The 15,894-nt window shown below is 71.6% G+C and carries 12 protein-coding genes; 4 read left to right on the forward strand and 8 right to left on the reverse strand.

Annotated features, from left to right (window positions below; genetic code table 11):
* Positions 1 to 4: 4 nt before the first annotated feature.
* From B6R96_RS27400 to B6R96_RS27410, 3 genes are all read left to right on the forward strand, one after another.
* Positions 5 to 820 (forward strand): DUF1684 domain-containing protein, encoded by an 816-nt coding sequence (locus B6R96_RS27400; protein WP_081523917.1) that lies wholly within the window; start codon positions 5 to 7, stop codon positions 818 to 820.
* A 135-nt stretch (positions 821 to 955) separates the two neighbouring features.
* Positions 956 to 1,852: a S1 family peptidase gene (locus tag B6R96_RS27405; RefSeq protein WP_081523918.1), complete on the forward strand. Its 897-nt coding sequence runs from the start codon at positions 956 to 958 to the stop codon at positions 1,850 to 1,852.
* 98 nt (positions 1,853 to 1,950) lie between these two features.
* Positions 1,951 to 2,430 carry a hypothetical protein gene (locus B6R96_RS27410; protein WP_081523919.1) on the forward strand — a complete coding sequence of 160 codons (480 nt, stop codon included), beginning with the start codon at positions 1,951 to 1,953 and terminating at the stop codon, positions 2,428 to 2,430.
* Between the two features lie 36 nt (positions 2,431 to 2,466).
* On the opposite strand, the gene B6R96_RS27415 is transcribed toward B6R96_RS27410, so the two are convergent.
* The 8 genes from B6R96_RS27415 to B6R96_RS27450 all read right to left on the reverse strand — a co-directional run bounded on the left by B6R96_RS27415 (position 2,467) and on the right by B6R96_RS27450 (position 14,361).
* Positions 2,467 to 3,363, reverse strand: coding sequence for a DUF4231 domain-containing protein (locus tag B6R96_RS27415; protein ID WP_081525283.1), 897 nt, complete (start codon positions 3,361 to 3,363; stop codon positions 2,467 to 2,469).
* A gap of 84 nt (positions 3,364 to 3,447) precedes the next feature.
* Positions 3,448 to 7,437: an FxSxx-COOH system tetratricopeptide repeat protein gene (gene fxsT, locus B6R96_RS27420; RefSeq protein WP_107475591.1), complete on the reverse strand. Its 3,990-nt coding sequence runs from the start codon at positions 7,435 to 7,437 to the stop codon at positions 3,448 to 3,450.
* A complete protein-coding gene (locus tag B6R96_RS27425; RefSeq protein ID WP_158721329.1) occupies positions 7,421 to 8,833 on the reverse strand; it encodes a TIR-like protein FxsC in 1,413 nt (470 codons plus the stop codon). The genes fxsT and B6R96_RS27425 overlap by 17 nt, the downstream gene beginning before the upstream one ends.
* Before the next feature lie 43 nt (positions 8,834 to 8,876).
* Positions 8,877 to 9,611 (reverse strand): aminoglycoside N(3)-acetyltransferase, encoded by a 735-nt coding sequence (locus B6R96_RS27430; protein WP_081525286.1) that lies wholly within the window; start codon positions 9,609 to 9,611, stop codon positions 8,877 to 8,879.
* A 119-nt stretch (positions 9,612 to 9,730) separates the two neighbouring features.
* Complete coding sequence (gene fxsBH, locus B6R96_RS27435) at positions 9,731 to 11,983, reverse strand: radical SAM/SPASM protein FxsBH, inactivated beta-hydroxylase extension form (protein ID WP_203351666.1); 2,253 nt, start codon at positions 11,981 to 11,983, stop codon at positions 9,731 to 9,733.
* Between the two features lie 29 nt (positions 11,984 to 12,012).
* Positions 12,013 to 12,213 carry an FxSxx-COOH cyclophane-containing RiPP peptide gene (gene fxsA / locus B6R96_RS39025; protein WP_078626627.1) on the reverse strand — a complete coding sequence of 67 codons (201 nt, stop codon included), beginning with the start codon at positions 12,211 to 12,213 and terminating at the stop codon, positions 12,013 to 12,015.
* Positions 12,214 to 12,549: 336 nt separating this feature from the next.
* Positions 12,550 to 13,452, reverse strand: a complete 903-nt coding sequence (locus B6R96_RS27445; protein WP_037861279.1) for an alpha/beta fold hydrolase — start codon at positions 13,450 to 13,452, stop codon at positions 12,550 to 12,552.
* A gap of 297 nt (positions 13,453 to 13,749) precedes the next feature.
* A complete protein-coding gene (locus tag B6R96_RS27450) occupies positions 13,750 to 14,361 on the reverse strand; it encodes a TetR/AcrR family transcriptional regulator (RefSeq protein WP_053702647.1) in 612 nt (203 codons plus the stop codon).
* Positions 14,362 to 14,499: 138 nt separating this feature from the next.
* Between B6R96_RS27450 and B6R96_RS27455 the strand changes: the two genes are divergently transcribed.
* On the forward strand, positions 14,500 to 15,894 hold the full coding sequence (locus tag B6R96_RS27455) for a purine-cytosine permease family protein (RefSeq protein ID WP_081523920.1): 1,395 nt from the start codon (positions 14,500 to 14,502) through the stop codon (positions 15,892 to 15,894).

Below are 15,894 nucleotides of genomic sequence, written 5' to 3' on the forward strand. Positions count from 1 at the left end.
CGGGATGAGTGACGACGCAGACGATCCGCACGCCGCGTGGCGGACATGGCACGAGCGCAGGGCGGCGGCCGTGTCCGCGCCCTACGGCCCCCTCGCGCTGACCGGAACCTTCTGGCTCGCCGACTACCCGGAAGGTCGAATTCCGGCCGTTCCGGGGCACTGGCGCGCCACGGAGGCCGGTGCGGGGCTGACCGCCACCGCCGAGGACTCCTGCCGGCTCGACGGCGAGCCCTTCACGGGTGAGGTCCTCCTCGACGCCGACGAGGGCCCGCCCGCGCACGCCCGGCTCTCCGCCGGGGCCCTGCGGATCGTCGTGATCCGGCGCGAGGGGGAGTGGGGCGTACGCGTCTTCGACCCCGACTCCGAGGCCCGCCGGGCCTTCGCCGGTGTCGAGACCACCCCGTACGACCCCGCCCACGCCCTGCCGGGGCGGTTCCGGCCGTACGCCGAGGACCGGAGCGTCCAGGTGGAGAACGCCGACGGACGGGCGCGCGGGCTCGGCCTCGGCGGGGAGCTGATCTTCTCCTTCGAGGGTGCCGAGCACCGGCTCCAGGTCGCCGTCGACGCGGACGACGGCAGCCTCTGGGCCGTCTTCGGGGACGCCACCGGCGGGCACACCAGCTACCGCTTCCGCTTCCTCAAGCCCGGCATACCCGACGCGCGGGGCGCGATCACAGTGGATTTCAACCGGTCCCTGCTGCCTCCCTGCGCCTTCGCGGACCACTTCATCTGTCCTTTCCCGCCACCCGGGAACACGCTGCCGTTCGCGGTCGCAGCGGGTGAGCGGAGGCTGAAAGCCGCTCTTGCGACCGGTATCTGACGACAGGACACTCCCGACAGCGCTTGTCAGGGACACGGCCAAAGCTTGTGCACCCGCCGTGCCCCCGGCTGCGCCTCACGGGCTCTGGCACCCCCACGACCGCCGGGCCCCCGACCCTCTCCAGGAGGACGAGAAGTGAGGATCAAGCGCATGACCCGTACCAGGCTGCTCGCGGCGGCCACCGGCCTGGCCGCCGCCGCAGCGCTCGCCGTCCCCACGGCCGCGAGCGCGGACTCCAGCCGGGACGGCCAGGACACGGCATTCAGCGCCGACCGACTCGCCTCGGCCGGCGCATCCGTCCTGCGCGCCGACGTGGCGGGCACCGCCTGGCACACCGACCCCGCCACCGGAACCCTCGTGGTCTCCGCCGACTCCACGGTCTCCCAGGCCGGTATCGCGAGAATCAAGCGCGAGGCCGGAGCCGACGCCGCAGCCCTGCGCATCGAACGCATCCCCGGCAGGCTGACGAAGCTGGCCTCGGGCGGCGACGCGATCTACGCGAGCAGCTGGCGCTGTTCGCTCGGCTTCAACGTGCGCAGCGGCAGCAACTACTACGCCCTGACCGCCGGACACTGCACCGACGGCGCCGGCACCTGGTGGACCAACTCCGCCCGCACCACCGTCCTCGGCTCCACCACCGGATCCAGCTTCCCGACCAACGACTACGGCCTCATCAAGTACGCGAGCAACACACCGGTACCCCCGGGGACCGTCGGCAGCCAGGACATCACCAGCGCCGTCAACGCCACCGTCAACATGTCGGTGACCAGGCGCGGCTCCACCACCGGCATCCACAGCGGCCGGGTCACCGGCCTCAACGCCACCGTCAACTACGGCGGCGGCGACGTCGTCTACGGCATGATCCGCACCAACGTGTGCGCCGAACCCGGCGACAGCGGCGGCCCGCTCTACTCCGGAACCCGGGCCGTCGGCCTGACCTCCGGCGGCAGCGGCAACTGCTCCTCGGGCGGCACCACCTTCTTCCAGCCCGTGGTCGAGGCCCTCAACGCCTACGGAGTCAGCGTCTACTGACGGTGACTCATGCGCCCCCGCCGCACCCCTGGACGTCCTCCCGCCTTCTGGGAGGATGGTCCGGGCGGACCGTGTCCACGGGGGAGGCTGGTTTCTGCATGAAACGCATCGGCGTGACCGGGCACCGAGCCATTCCGGACTCGGTGCTCGGCCATGTGGAGGACGCCCTGCGAGGCGTCCTGGGCGGCCACGAAGGACCACTGGAGGCCTTCTCCAGCCTCGCCGAGGGCGCGGACCAGCTGTTCGCAGCCATCGCGCTGGAACACGGCGCCGGGCTCACCGTGGTCATCCCCAGCGAGGACTACGAGGACACCTTCGAGGACGCCGAGGCCCTCGCCCGCTACCAGGGACTGAGGATCCGGGCCACCCAGGAGATCCGGATGGACTTCGCCCGCTCCACCGACGAGGCCTACTACGCCGCCGGCACCTTCATCGCCGACTCCTGCGACCGGCTCGTCGCCGTCTGGGACGGACAGCCCGCACGCGGGCACGGCGGCACCGGCGAGATCGTCGCCTACGCCCGGGCGCTCGGCAAGCCGGTCACCGTCATCTGGCGCGAGGGCGTGACCCGGGACTGAGCCACGCCCCCCGCGAGGCCGCATCGGCCACGGCCCTCAACTGCTGTGCCGGGCCAGCCAGTCCGTGTGCTGCGGGGACACGTACCGCTCGGTCTCGTACACCGACGAGGGCCACTGGGACTCGGTGATCGTCGTCTGCATCACGACCATCATCGCCGCCAGATCCTGCTCGATCAGGGTGTGCGCCTCGATCAGCGGATGGTGGCGCCGCACCTCGTTCCAGGCGATACCGGCCGCCGCCGCCGCGCTCAGCAGCGCCGTCAGCCTCGGCCCCGGACCCGAACCGAACGACCCCAGCAGCGCGAACAGCAGGGCCAGACAGGTCAGCAGCACGATCGTCCACGACCACAGGTTCGTCGCCCGCCGGGACACCTCCGTCCGCCGCCGGTACCAGTTGCGCTGCTCGATCAGCCGGTCCCGTACGTACGTCTCGCGCCGCGCCTGGTAGTCCATCCCGCGCAGCCGCTGCATCGCGCCGGTGATCTCCCCGCCCTCCGGCACCGCCCCGGAGGTCCGCGGATCCTCCCAGCCCATCTTCCGCAGCTCGGCCAGACCCGCCTCCAGCCGGGTCCGGTACGTCGCCCCGGGATCGGCGACCTCACTGCCGAACGGCGCCCCGTGCACCGCGTACCGCCAGGCCAGCGACTTGATGAACTCCGCCGCACTGCGGTTGAGCTGCCACTGCGGGCGGGCCCGGCGCCGGGTCGCCCGCATGCCGACGACCAGCACCCCCACGTACGAGAGCACGCTCAGCAGCCCGAAGAGGTACATCGAGCCCAGCTTCGGCCCGGCGGGCAGCGCGGCGGCCGCCGCGGCCAGGACCAGCAGCAGCAACTGGGCCCGCGTGGCCTGGGTGGACTCCCGCTGCCGGGAGATCGCCGCCTGGTCGGTGTGGTGGAAGAGGGCCGGCAGGTCCTCGTTTCGAAAGGTCATGCTGTCGGTCACAGCGCCCCCCTGCTGTCGGGTGGCGGGCGGCGGGACCCCGCGGTCGCGGAGCCCCCGCCGCCCTCCGTCGGATCAGACGGCGAGAGGCTCCAGGTCGCGATGGATCCGCCGCTCGTCGCGTGCGTACCGGGTCAGGCTGTGGTCCTCGCCGAGCAGCCGGGTCAGCTCGGAGACCGCCTCCGCCCGCAGCCGGGCCGCCTCCTCCTTGCGGCCCATCGAGTCCAGGCTGACCGCCATGTTCGAGCTGCTCGCCAGGGTCTCCGGATGGTGCGCCCCCAGCGCCTCGCGCAGCCTCATCACCGCGAGCCGCTCCAGCTCCAGCGCACCTTCCGGATCGCCCAGATCGGCCCGGGTGTTGGCCAGGTTGAGATGGGCGAAGACCGTGTGCGGGTGGTTGTCGCCGAGCACGTCCCGCATGCCCCGTATCGTCTGGCGCAGCATCGTCTCCGCCGTCTCCGCGGCGCCCGTGCCCCAGTGGAAGACGGCCAGGTTGTTCACCGCCGCCAGCGTGTACGGATGCCGCTCGCCCGGCACCTTCATGTACTCGTCCACCACCTCCTGCGCCAGGTCCCGCGCCCCGCCCGGGTCGCCGGTCGCGAACAGGTCCGAGGCCAGGTTGAGCTCGCAGGACAGCAGGTCGGGATTGACGGCGGTGTACTTGGCCCGGTACCGGGCCCGGGTGGCCGTCGTCAGCCGCAGGGCGTCCTCCAGCTGACCGGCCCGGCGCAGCGACACGGCCAGGTTCTTCGCGGCCGACAGGGTGCCGGGGAAGGCCCGCCCCAGCGTCCGCTTGTACGTCTCGTACGTCCGGCTGAGCAGCTGCACCGAATCCTCGTACCGGCCCACCTCCCGCAGGTCGCGGGCCAGGTTCTGCGCGGAGGACAGGGTGTACGGGTGCTCCGGCCCGAGCACCTCCGTACGCAGGTCGTGCACCTCCTGGTCGATCTCGCGGGCTCTGGTGTACTGGCCCACGAGCCGCAGGTTCAGCGCCAGGTTGTTCGCGGCGGCCAGCGTGCGCGGGTGCGCCTCGTGGAAGATCTGGCTGAAGCCCTCGTGCGCATCGGTCGCCAGCTCCATCGCCTGCCCGTACTGGCCCAGCGCGCCCAGGGTGTTGGCCAGACCGCTCATGGTCATGTAGGTGTGCGGGTGCGAGGGGCCGAGCACGGCGCGCTGCCGCTCCAGCGTGACCTCGTCCAGCTCCTTCGCCTCCACGAACCGCCCCTGCGAGCGCAGGATGTTCGACAGGTGGAAGCGCAGGTACAGGTACTGGAGGTCGTCGTTGCCCAGCATCTCCTTCCAGGACTCCCGCAGCTCCTCCCCGAGCGAGTACGCGGCCTTGAAGTCACCGCGCTTCCAGAGGTAGCGCACCCGGTCGATCAGCAGCCGGCGCGTCTCCGGCTCCTTGCAGAACCGGGCCTCGGACGGGGTCAGGTGCGACCAGATGGTGTTGAACCGCGGCCACGTCTCCGGGTTGTCGATCGGCTCGTCGTCGTCCGGGCGGGCACCGGCCAGGATCCGGTGGACCGCGTGCCGGGCCTCCCGCTGCTCCTCCTCGGTCAGCTGGTTGCGGATCACCGCCTGCACCAGCCGGTGCACCTGGATGCTGTTGCTGACCTGGTCGACCTTGGCCAGCGCGAACCGGCCGATCTCCCGGATCACCCGGCCCAGCACCAGCTTCTCCTGGAGCGAGGAGTCGTACGGCTTGAGGGCGTCGATCATCTCCTTGCTGTACAGCAGGTTCGCCGAGATCGGCTCGGGCGCGAGGAAGGCGCACAGCTGGAGCAGCCGGACCGCCGCCGGGGAGCGGGACTGCAGCCGCTCGATGGAGATGTTCCAGGTGGCCGCCACCGGCTCCGGGTACCCGGGCGGCTGGTTCAGGGCCAGCACGCGGGCGGCCTGCTGGGCCAGCTGCTCGATGTACGCGGACACCGGCGTCGCCGTCTCCGCGATCCAGGCTCCCGCCTGCTCGACGGCCAGCGGCAGGTCGCCCACCGCCACCGCCACCTGCTCGGCGTCGTCCTTGCTGAGCCCGGGGGCCCGGCGCTGGAGGTGCTCGATGGACTCCTCGCGCAGGAACACGTCCACCGGCAGCGCGTCACCGTACTGCGACCAGGACTGGTTGCGGGAGGTCACCAGGACATGGCCCGGACCGCCCGGCGGGAAGAACCGCTTGAGCGTCTCCGGATCGTCCGCATTGTCGAAGACCAGCAGCCAGCGGGAGGAGGGAACCCCGCGCCGCAGCAGGTCGATCGCCTCCTGCGAGGCGGCCGCCATGTCCTCGCCGGTCTGCGCACCCAGCCGCACCGCCAGCTCCGCGAGCGCCGCGACCACGTCGTCGGTCTGCTCCGAGGAGATCCACCACACCAGGTCGTAGTCGGCCATGAACCGGTGCACGTACTCCAGCGCCACCTGGGTCTTGCCGACGCCGCCGAGCCCGAACAGGGTCTGCGGCTGCGGCAGCACCACGGCCATGCCCCCGCCGAGCTGGTCGCGCATCCGCTCCAGCACGATGCTGCGCCCGGTGAACCCGGGGTTGCGGGGCGGCGCGTTCCAGATCTTCGGGACGGTCCCCGGGAAGCGGGGGCCGGGCTGCGAGGCACTGCCCGCGCTGTCGGGCAGGGCCATGGGCCGCTCCACCGCACGCAGCAGGGCGGTGGTGGCGTGCACCTCGTCCAGCCGGAAGAGGTCCACCGGGTTGCGGTCGATGTACGGCGTCGACAGCCGTACGTCCCCCACCCTCAGCGGCACCAGCTGGCGCCGGCCCCCGGTGGGATCCTCGGCGGCCGCGCGCTCCCACACGTCCACGGCCCGCGCGGACTTGAGGTAGGCCGTGGAGAGCAGCACCACGGTGCGGGCGGCGGTGTCGATGCTGATGCCCGCGCCCCCGAGGGTGTCCCCGGCGGTCGCCCCCGGAGCCCGCTCGGCCGAGACGTCCTTGGGCACGACCCGGAAACCGGCCCGGGTGAGCACCGACTCGATCCAGTCGGCCCACATCCGGTTCTCGGCGACGTAGGACAGGAACAGGTCGGCGGGCAGCGCCGGGCGGCGCCGGGTGAAGGCGTCCCTGATGCGCAGCCGGACCTCCTCGCCGATGACCGGCATGGAGGTGATGTGGCCCTCGGTGACCACGGCGGTGAGCCGCTCGAAGGCGGAGAGCAGGGAGTTGGTGAGCCCGGCCTCGTCCCCGAAGGTGGCCAGGGTCTCCTCGTAGGCGTAGTAGGGCCGGTACGGGATCTCCACCGCGCCCCAGTAGGAGGTGAGCTCGTCCCCGACCAGGCCGTTCGGGAAGCGGTCGAACTTGATCCGGGCCAGCGCCCGGCCGGCGTCCGCCTTCTCCTTCTCACCCTCGTCGATGCGCATCGGGACCGGGTAGATCTTGATGCCGCGGTCGTTGAACCGCTCGTCGATCTGCCGGGCCACGGACGCGGCGCCGTCGATGGACTGGTCGGACAGCGTGAAGCAGTCGACGAGGACGTCGGGGAGGTGGACCGTGCAGATGTCCGCGATGTCGGACAGACCGGTGCGGCTGTCGATCAGGACGTAGTCGTAGTTCCGCTTCATGTCGGCGCGTAACGCGTCGAAGAAGAGCCCGCCGCCGAGCCGGTCGTAGAAGTTGTCCCAGTCGAAGGTGGAGACGGTCGCCGAGTACTCGCGGTTCTGCCGGCCCGCCGAGACGAAGTCCAGGGTGCCGCCGTCCGGGAACTCCCAGCCGTGGGTCTCCGGGGTGAGCGAGACCGCGTGCGGCTGTATCCGCGCGTAGTCCTTGTGCCAGTCGTCGGGCCGCTGCACCGGGCTGGTCGCCGCCCACGCGTACTCGCTGATCAGATCGATGACCCCGGTGGTGGCCCCGAGCGTGGAGGGGTCCAGGAAGGGGTGGAAGAAGCGGTGCAGGCCGGGCGCCTCCAGGTCCCAGTCCACGGCGAGGACCCGCTTGCCGTTGGCGGCCAGGATCCAGGCCGTGTTGGCCAGCGCCATGGTGCGGCCCGTGCCGCCCTTGTACGAATAGAAGGTGACGATGCGTCCGTCACGGCTGTCGCTGTCGCTGTCACTGCTCGCTGTCATCCGCGTCCCCCCGGTCGGTGTCGTTGTCGTCGTTGTCGTGGAGGCCGGCTCCCGCCGGCCCGGTCCGGTACCGGTCGGAGTCGGGTGGGAAGGGGACACGGGGCGATGGCGGCCCGGGCGGCCCGTTCATCCCCATCGGACCGAGCAGCCGCGGCCGCTCGATGGAGGTGTCGCCCTTCGGCGGATACGGCTGCGCGTGTCTGAGGAACTGCTGGGCGGCGGCCTCGACCACCTGCGGCAGGATCTGGCCGAGGGTCTCCACGTTGGCCACGCCGTTGGCGGCGGCCCGGCAGGCGGCGCGGCCCTGGCTCATCGTCTTCGGCATGGTGGCCTCCAGCCGGTCGGCGAGCTCGCTCTCCTTGGTCCGGCTCTGGTGGTCGTACCGGTTCCACGGCACCACCACGTTGATCCACGGCCGGGGGTCCCGGTCGAAGGCGGCCAGCCGCTGGCGCCGGTCCTCGTCCTCCACCGCCCAGCGGTCGACGATCAGGATCTCCGGCCGGGTCGGCAGCTGCTTGCCGTCGAGATGTCCGGCATCGTCGTCGAAGGAGGACATGGTGGTCTGGTAGTTGAGGTTCTTGACCAGGTCCTCGGCGACGTAGGCGATGGGCCGCTGGGCGACCGGGTGGTACGGGTTCCACTCCAGGGCGCTGTCCCCGTAGTACTCGGGGGTGCGGCCCTCGGGCAGCTCGTGCCGGGAGGCGGCGGCCACCGTGACGTGCAGGGTGCGGGCGGGACTGCCGCTGGAGCCGAAGGCGCTGGGCACGTTCCGGTAGTCCAGCGGGCGGATGGGCTCCAGGTGGGCGGTCTCGGCGACCTGTACGATCCGCCGGGCCAGTTCGTACACCGCCTGCTCGTACTGCTCGGCGTAGCCCCGCAGCTTGATCAGCCCGTACAGGCCGTCGGTGACGTAGCGCTCCCCGAAGGTGTTGTGGTTGAACTGCAACCGCTCGGCGGGACCGGGGAGCTGTTCCGGGGGGACCGGCACCCATAACGCGGGCACGATGGCCTCGGCCGGTGTGTTGCGGACCGCACCGTGCTGGACGGCGCGCTGCGCGAAGGCGAACCACTCCTTCCCGCACATCTCGCTCGCGAAGTACCGCGGCGAGAACAGGGGAACGAAGACACGGCAGTTGGCGAGTGCCCGGGCCAGCCGTTCGGACCAGCCCTCGCCGCTGCGTATCTCCCGGTCCATGAACCCGACGTCGTACCCGGCACGCAGATCCGTCAGCGCCATCACGTGTCCGCAGAGGTCACGGAAAAGGCGCTCGACCCACATGTCCGGGTCGGGGCCCCCGGCCCCGAACCTCGGTGTATGTGCGTAACTGAGAAAAAAGTACGGCTCCCCTGATGCGGGCACACGACCCCCGTCCCGAAGATGCGAGCGAAGAAACATCATTCCGGAGCTGCTTCGCCACATCCCCTCATGGTTCAGTCAATCAGCGTCTGTTTTCGGTCATCCAGTCAAGCGCGTGATCGACGGCCTCCGGGAGGGAGAAGAGCATGGCCGACGCGCCTCCCACCCGCCCCCTGCGCACCCGGGAATCCGGAAACGCTTCACCGATCTCCGCGAAATCGCTGTCATCCAGCGCGACGTCCTCGTATGAGGTCCACTCCCCCTCCTGCCGGTGCCTTTGCAGCCCCGGAAGGTTCACCTTCACCACACACTCGTACATGCGCAAGGGGGGCTTCGGAATTCGATACTCCGCGAGATGGAACGCGGTGCAGACCGAAAACCCCACATTGATCATGAGTACCTGGCCGCCCTCCCAGCACAGTTTCCCCAGGGGAGACTCCTCCCCCAAATGGCTTTCGAGGCGGTGCCCGGCACAGATCCGTTCCGCGTCCGCCCCGAGCGCGGCGAAGGAGGTCTGCGGGTGGGCGCTGCGCGCCGCGCCCGGCGCGGTGCGGACCGCCTCGGCGAGGGAGCCCATGCCCTGACTCGGGGTGCTCGCCGCGTCGAACGGGGGCATCCGCTCGCGGAAGGCCCGCACCCCGGCCTCGTCCAGGCCGCCGATCCGCTCCAGATGGGCGGTGGAGGTCTTGGAGTTCGCCGGGGTGAACGCGGGGACGACCAGCGTGCCGCGCGGGCCGAGGACGCCCGTCAGCGCGTCGCGCAACAGCTCCGCGCGCAGCCCGGTCCCGCCCAGGGCGGCGTGCACCAGCAGGCGCATACCGGGGCGGACCCCGAGCAGCCGTAACCGCACGGCCAGCTGGAGCCGTCCGACGCCGGAGGAGGGGGCGCGGGGGGAAAGGGCGGCGGGGGAAGGGGCGCCTGGGGAGGGGGCGGCGCTCACGCGTCGACCGTCTTCAGTTCGTAGCGCAGCTCCGCGACCAGCCGCTTGCCGGTGACGGTCAGCTCGGCCGCCTCCGACAGCCGGTCCAAGGCCCGGTGGATCCGGTCCGAGCCGCCCGGCTCGGCCGCCGCCGTGGCCCGCCGGTACGCCTCCACCGCCACCCGCTCGTGCACGTCGGCCAGCAGCCGGGACACCGGGACCGGCCGCTCCCGCCACGGCGAGCGGTGCTGCCACTCGCCGTCCAGCGCGTACAGGTCGGCCACCTCGGTCAGCGCCCGCAGCCGGGTCCGCCGCCGCCCGGTCAGCAGCGCGAGCGCGGTCTCCCGCACCCCCGCCGCGTACGGCACCCCGAGCGCCCCCGGCCCGTGCCGGCCGGCCTCGCCCCAGCCGCCCGCCCGGGGGCCGCCCGCGAGCGGGGTCAGCGTGGTCAGCCCGGCGGCCGCCGCCCGGGCGAACTCCGGCACCACCTCGTGCAGCAGCGCCCACGCCCGGTCCAGCCTGCCCCGCCACTCCTCGGCCTCGCCCGTGCCGAGGCGGAGCCTGGGCGGGCGGGCGAAGCACTTGCGGTACGGGTCGAGGTCCTCCAGCGCCACCGGGGCCGCGTCCGGCCCGGGCGACCAGGTCCGTACGGGCTGCCAGCGGGCGTCCCCGGCCGCGGGGCCGAAACGGTGCTCGGCGCGGCCGTCCCGTACGGCGTACCCCTCGTCGGTGACGTGCAGCGCGGCCCGCCCCTCCGTGCCGGGCTCCCCGAGCCGCAGCAGGCCCAGCGTCGGCAGGTACACCTCGCCGTCCCGGTAGGCCACCTCCGCGGGCAGCTCCAGCCCGCCGCGCAGCACGGCCGCGGCGCCCAGGGCGGTCAGCCTGCGCGCCGCCTCCGCGGTGTCCTGCGTACCGCCGCGGGCGGCGTCCAGGGCCGCCAGGACCCAGGTCCGGGTGAAGGGGTGGTCCAGTACGGCGTCCAGCGCGTCCGCGCCCGCCTCCCCGGCCCGTTCCACGGCGGCCAGCAGCTCCCAGGCGCGCGCCCAGTCCGGGTCGCCGGCGAGGTCCGCGTGCAGCCGGGCCAGCAGCATCCGGGTCAGTTCCTGCTGGGACCGGGTGAGTTCGGCGGGGTCGGACAGCTCCGGCGCGGTCTCCCGCAGTGCCGTGCGGCCCTCGACCCCGTCCACGAGCTCGCGCAGGTCGGTGCAGTACACGGAGGGGTTGTCGAAGCCGTTCCGCTCGCGGTAGCGGTGCGTGTAGAGCCCGCCGCCGCACGAACGTACGACGGGGCACCGGCGGCACGAGTCGCTGACGCCCGCGAGGCCCAGCTGCCGGGCACGGACCCCGGGATGGGCCGCGACCTGGTCAAAGGCGTGGTCGAAGACGTTGAACCCGGTGGCGGCGGCCCCGTCGAAGGCGCTCTTGAGGGAGTCCACCTGCTCCAGGGTCCCGTCGGTCTCGACGACGACCAGGTCGGTGGGCGCGAGGCCGAGGGACTCGGTGAGGCTGGGGCCGCCGCGCAGGGTGGAGAGGAGGGATTCGAAGAGCCGTACGGGTACCGGGCGCCCCAGCCGGTCCCAGTGGTCGAAGACCCGCAGCAGCCAGCGCGCGTATGCGTCGGGGGCGCCGTCGGGGCGGGCCGGGGGAGTCTCCCAGGTGCCGTGCGGGAGGAGGAAGTCCACGCGCGGGGGCTCCAGTTCGACCAGCGCGTCGAGGACGGCGACGGGGTCGTTGGCCACGTCCACGGTGCAGAGCAGGCCCTGGTACAGGTGGCGGTAGGGCTCCGAGCGCAGGAGCGCGACGGCGGCGAGGACCAGCGGGTGGCTCGTACGGCCGTCGGCGAAGCGCCGGTGGCGGTCGTTGGCGGCGCGGTCCCCGTCGAGGGAGATGCCGACCCGGACGTCGAACTCGTCGAAGAGGTCGAGGTAACGACGGCTGAGCTGGAGCCCGTTGGTGTGGATGCGCAGGTCGAGGGCGGCGATCCCGCTGAGCGCCCGGCCGAACTCCTCGCACACGAGACGGAGCCGGGACGTACCCGCCAACAGGGGTTCCCCTCCATGGAGGATCACCGTGACGGAGGGGAGTGCATGGTCACGGGCATGTTCGGCGAGCCGCGACGCGGTATGCGAAATAACCTCGGGGGAGATCACTTTCGGCCGGGCTCGCCAGCTCTGATCTGCATGTTCGTAGACATAGCAATGATCACAAGCAAGATCGCATCTGCTGTGAACTTTCAGGACGATCTCGCGAAATGCGATCAGGCCGGTCATTCCGCCAGTCTAGAGCGCATACTTCGGTGTCAGAGCGCGGAGTTGAAGATAGGTGCCTGAACCGGACGAGCAGATTCGGCCGGCAGCACGCGACCGAGCGTCGTCGCCGCGGACGCGGAGTGGACGTCGATCTTGGTGAGCGGGACCCGGTGGGCCTTGACCGAGCTGGTCGCGGGGGTCGTTGAAGTGTTCACGGCACCGTCCTTGGGGAAGCCATGTGGAATGGGCATGTGAATGACAAGAGCGTGATGCTGTTGTCAAGCGTGGACTTTACTCGGCCACACCCCATTCGCAACACGAGACATGACGCCTGGTCATGACTTCCCTGCAAAGCGTGGGGATATCTCGAGGTGGCTGAATCGGTCGTTTCCCGCAAAGAAAGATCCTTTTCATCGCCGGGGGACCGAGAGGCGGCCGTGCCGGCCCGTACCTACGTCGGCCGTACCCCGCTGACCTGGTGCGATGCGAGGGTCTGTGCCGTCGTCGGGGGTCCGGCCCGACCGGTGCGGAGCCGCCCCCGCCGCCGAAGGGTCGCGGGGAGCGGGTCCGGGTGGCGGCAATGCCCCCTAGGCGGGCTGCTGTTCGGTGAGGCCGGGCGCCGGGAGATCCCGCAGCAGCCAGTTCAGTACGTCGGGCAGCGCCCGCAGGGCGGCGAAGTGCGCGGCGGCCGGGACGATGTTGGTGGTGGCCCCCGGGATGCGGCGGGCCAGCCAACGGGAGTGGCCCACGGGGGAGAAGACGTCGAGTTCCCCGTGCCAGATGAGCACCGGGCAGCGGATGTCGGCCGGGTCGAAGCCCCAGGGGCGGCTGAAGGCGAGGACGTCGTCGATCCATCCGTACGCCGAATGGCGCAGCCCCTCGCGGTAGTTCCGCAGGAGCATGGACCGCAGGCCGGCGTCCGAGACGATCATGCGGTCGTTGTCGGTCAGCTCCCGGCGCAGCTCGTCGAGGAGCCGGCCGGGGTCCTTGCGGATGCCGGCCGCGCGCGGGATCAGACGGGCCGCCAGTTCCTCCGGGTCGTCGGTGGCGGTGGTGTACTCCCGTACGTTCGACGCGGCCATCCCGGCGAACCAGTCCAGGTCCTCCGCGTCCCGGGGGGCGAGGCCGACCATCGCCGCGGTCCGGGTGACCCGGTCGGGCAGGAGGGCGGCGCAGGCCAGTGCTCCGGCGGCGCCGCCGGAGCGGCCGGCGACCGCGAAGGTGTCGATGCCGAGGGCGTCGGCGATGGCGGCCACGTCCTGGGCCACGTCGGCGACGGTGCGGCCCGGGTGGCGGTCGGAGCCGCCGTAGCCGGGTCTGTCGTAGGCGATGAGCTGCATGCGGCGTTGGTAGAGGACCATGCCCCGGGGGGCGGGTCCGAGGCGGCTGCCCGGCATGCCGTGGAGCAGGAAGACGGGTCTGCCGTCCGGATCGCCCCGGCGCTCCACGGTCAGAGCGCGCCCGTCCGCTGTGCGCACCTGATTGCGCACGCGCTCCCTCCTTCACGATCGATGCGAGTCGTCACCGCGATTGTGCTCGCTGGGGGAGGAGCGCGGTAGGGCGCACTTCGGGCGGAATTCTTGTGAAGGGCTTCACGAAACCGGAACGGCTTTGTGGCCTCCGCATATGCCCTGGTCAACAGGGCGCGTGAGGGGCGTGAATGGGTGTGAACGGATCCCGGACCCGCTCTGAATGGCCCTATTCGGCGCGGAAGCCTCCGCTTTTTGGCGTCGAATTGCCGCAGCGGACGCCGGGCCGCGTACGGAAATGACGGAGTTCCCGCCGCCTCACGCGCGCGGAACGAGCGGAACGAGCAGGGCCGCCGCCGAACGGGCCTGCTCCAGGGCCCGGGCGCGGTCCGCGCCGCGCTGGCCCAGGACCACCCGGGTGCTCAGGCCGTCCAGCAGGGCGAGCAGCTCCGAGGCCCGCGCGGGCACGTCCATGGGGGCGAAACGGCCCTGGTCCACACCCTTGGCCAGCAGTGCCTCGAGGTCGCGCTGCCAGCTGTCGTCGATCTCCTCCTGGGCGGCCTTCAGCGGCTGGTTGGAGGCGGTACGGGCCCACAGCTCGATCCACAGCGTCCAGCGCGGGTCGCGGGGGCCCTCGGGGAGGTAGAGCTCCAGGAACTGGTCCAGCTTGCGCGCCGCCGTCACCCTGCGGCCCAGCAGCGCCCGGCGCTCCCCGGTGAGCTGCTCCTCGCTCCAGCGCAGGGCCTCCAGCAGGAGCCGGTCCTTGCTGCCGAAGTAGTACAGGATGTGGCCGCCGCTGGTGCCGAGCCGCTCGGCCAGCGCGGACATGGTGAGTGCGGCCAGCCCGTCCTCGGCGATGGCCGCCATGGCCTCTTCCAGCATCCGCTCCTGGGCGATCTGCCCGTCGCGCCGCCGCGCTGCTCCCGCCACCGCTCCCGCCCTCCGGATCTTCGTGGACCGACCTTATCCCGGACAGGGTCTTGACGGGGTCGAGGTCCAGCCCTCATCTTGAATGCCATTCAAGAAGTTAGAACGCCATTCAAGATCGTTCAAGGTCAGGGGTCCGCCATGGGGCAGCAGGAGACAATCGACGTCGACGAGGTGTTCCGGGTCGAAACGCACGGCATCGACCCCATCCCCGACGCCGAACGCCACGGCAGCGCCAAGGACCTCTTCTGGCTCTGGTTCGGCTCCAACCTCACCTTCACCTACGTGATCAACGGCGCCCTCGCCGTCGCCTTCGGGCTCTCCTTCTGGCAGGCCACCGCCGTGGTCGTGATCGGCGGACTGTCCTTCTTCGCCATCAGCGCCGCCGGACTCAGCGGCATCCGCACCGGCACCGCCACCCTGGTGATCTCCCGCGCCGCCTTCGGCGTCCGCGGCAACTTCCCGGCCGGCGTCCTCAACTGGGTGGTGAGCATCGGCTACACCATCGTCAACACCGTGGTCGGCACCCTCGCACTGGAAGTCTTCTTCGCAGAGATCGGCTGGCAGAGCGGCACCGCCGGCCGCGCCGTCGCCCTCCTGACCACCCTCGCGCTGACCTTCGCCGTCGCCATGTGGGGCCACGCCACCGTCCAGTTCGCCGAGCGCTGGATGGCCTACGTCCTCGCCGCCGGCTTCGGCGTCCTGCTCCTCTTCGTCCTGCCCGGCACCGACACCGCCGCCCCCGCCGGCGCCGCACCCGGGCTCTCCGGCTGGAGCCTCGCCTTCGTCGTCATGCTCGCCGGCCCCTTCTCGTACCTGCCGATGCCCGCCGACTACACCCGCTACCTGCCCCGGACCACCTCACTGAAGTCCCTCACCTGGATGGGCGCCCTCGGCGGCTTCCTCTCCTCCGTGGCCCTCGGCATCGCAGGCGTCGCCGCCGCCACCCAGACCGACATGACCGACGCCGTCGCCGGAGCCGAGAGCCTGCTCCCCGGCTGGTTCCAGCCGCTCTTCCTGGCCCTCGTACTCGGCGGCTCGGTCACCAACTCGATCATCACGCTCTACTCCTCCAGCCTGAACCTCCAGGTCCTCGGCATCCCCTGGAGCCGCGCCCGGGCCATCGTCATCAGCGCCGCCGTCACCGCCCTCGGCTCGCTCGCCGCGCTGTTCTTCACCGACTTCACCACCTCCCTGCTCTCCTTCCTCTCCCTGCTGATCATCGTGTTCGCCCCCTGGGGCGGGGTCTTCCTCGCCGACATGCTGCTCCGCCGCTGCCACTACGACGCCGACGCACTGCACACCGGGAGCATGGGCGCCTACTGGTACCGCTCCGGCTACCACCCCGCAGGCATCACCGCCCTGCTCACCGGAATGACCTTCGCCGCCCTGACCTGCGACTCCGAGCTGTGGACCGGGCCGCTGGTCGCCCCGCTCGGCGGCGCCGACCTCACCCTGCTCGGCGCGGCCGTCTCCGGACTCACCTACTGGGCCCTCACCCGCCGCCGGGTCGCGGCGTACGCCCCGGCCGCCTGA

It is taken from the genome of Streptomyces sp. Sge12 (assembly GCF_002080455.1).
Taxonomy (GTDB): domain Bacteria; phylum Actinomycetota; class Actinomycetes; order Streptomycetales; family Streptomycetaceae; genus Streptomyces.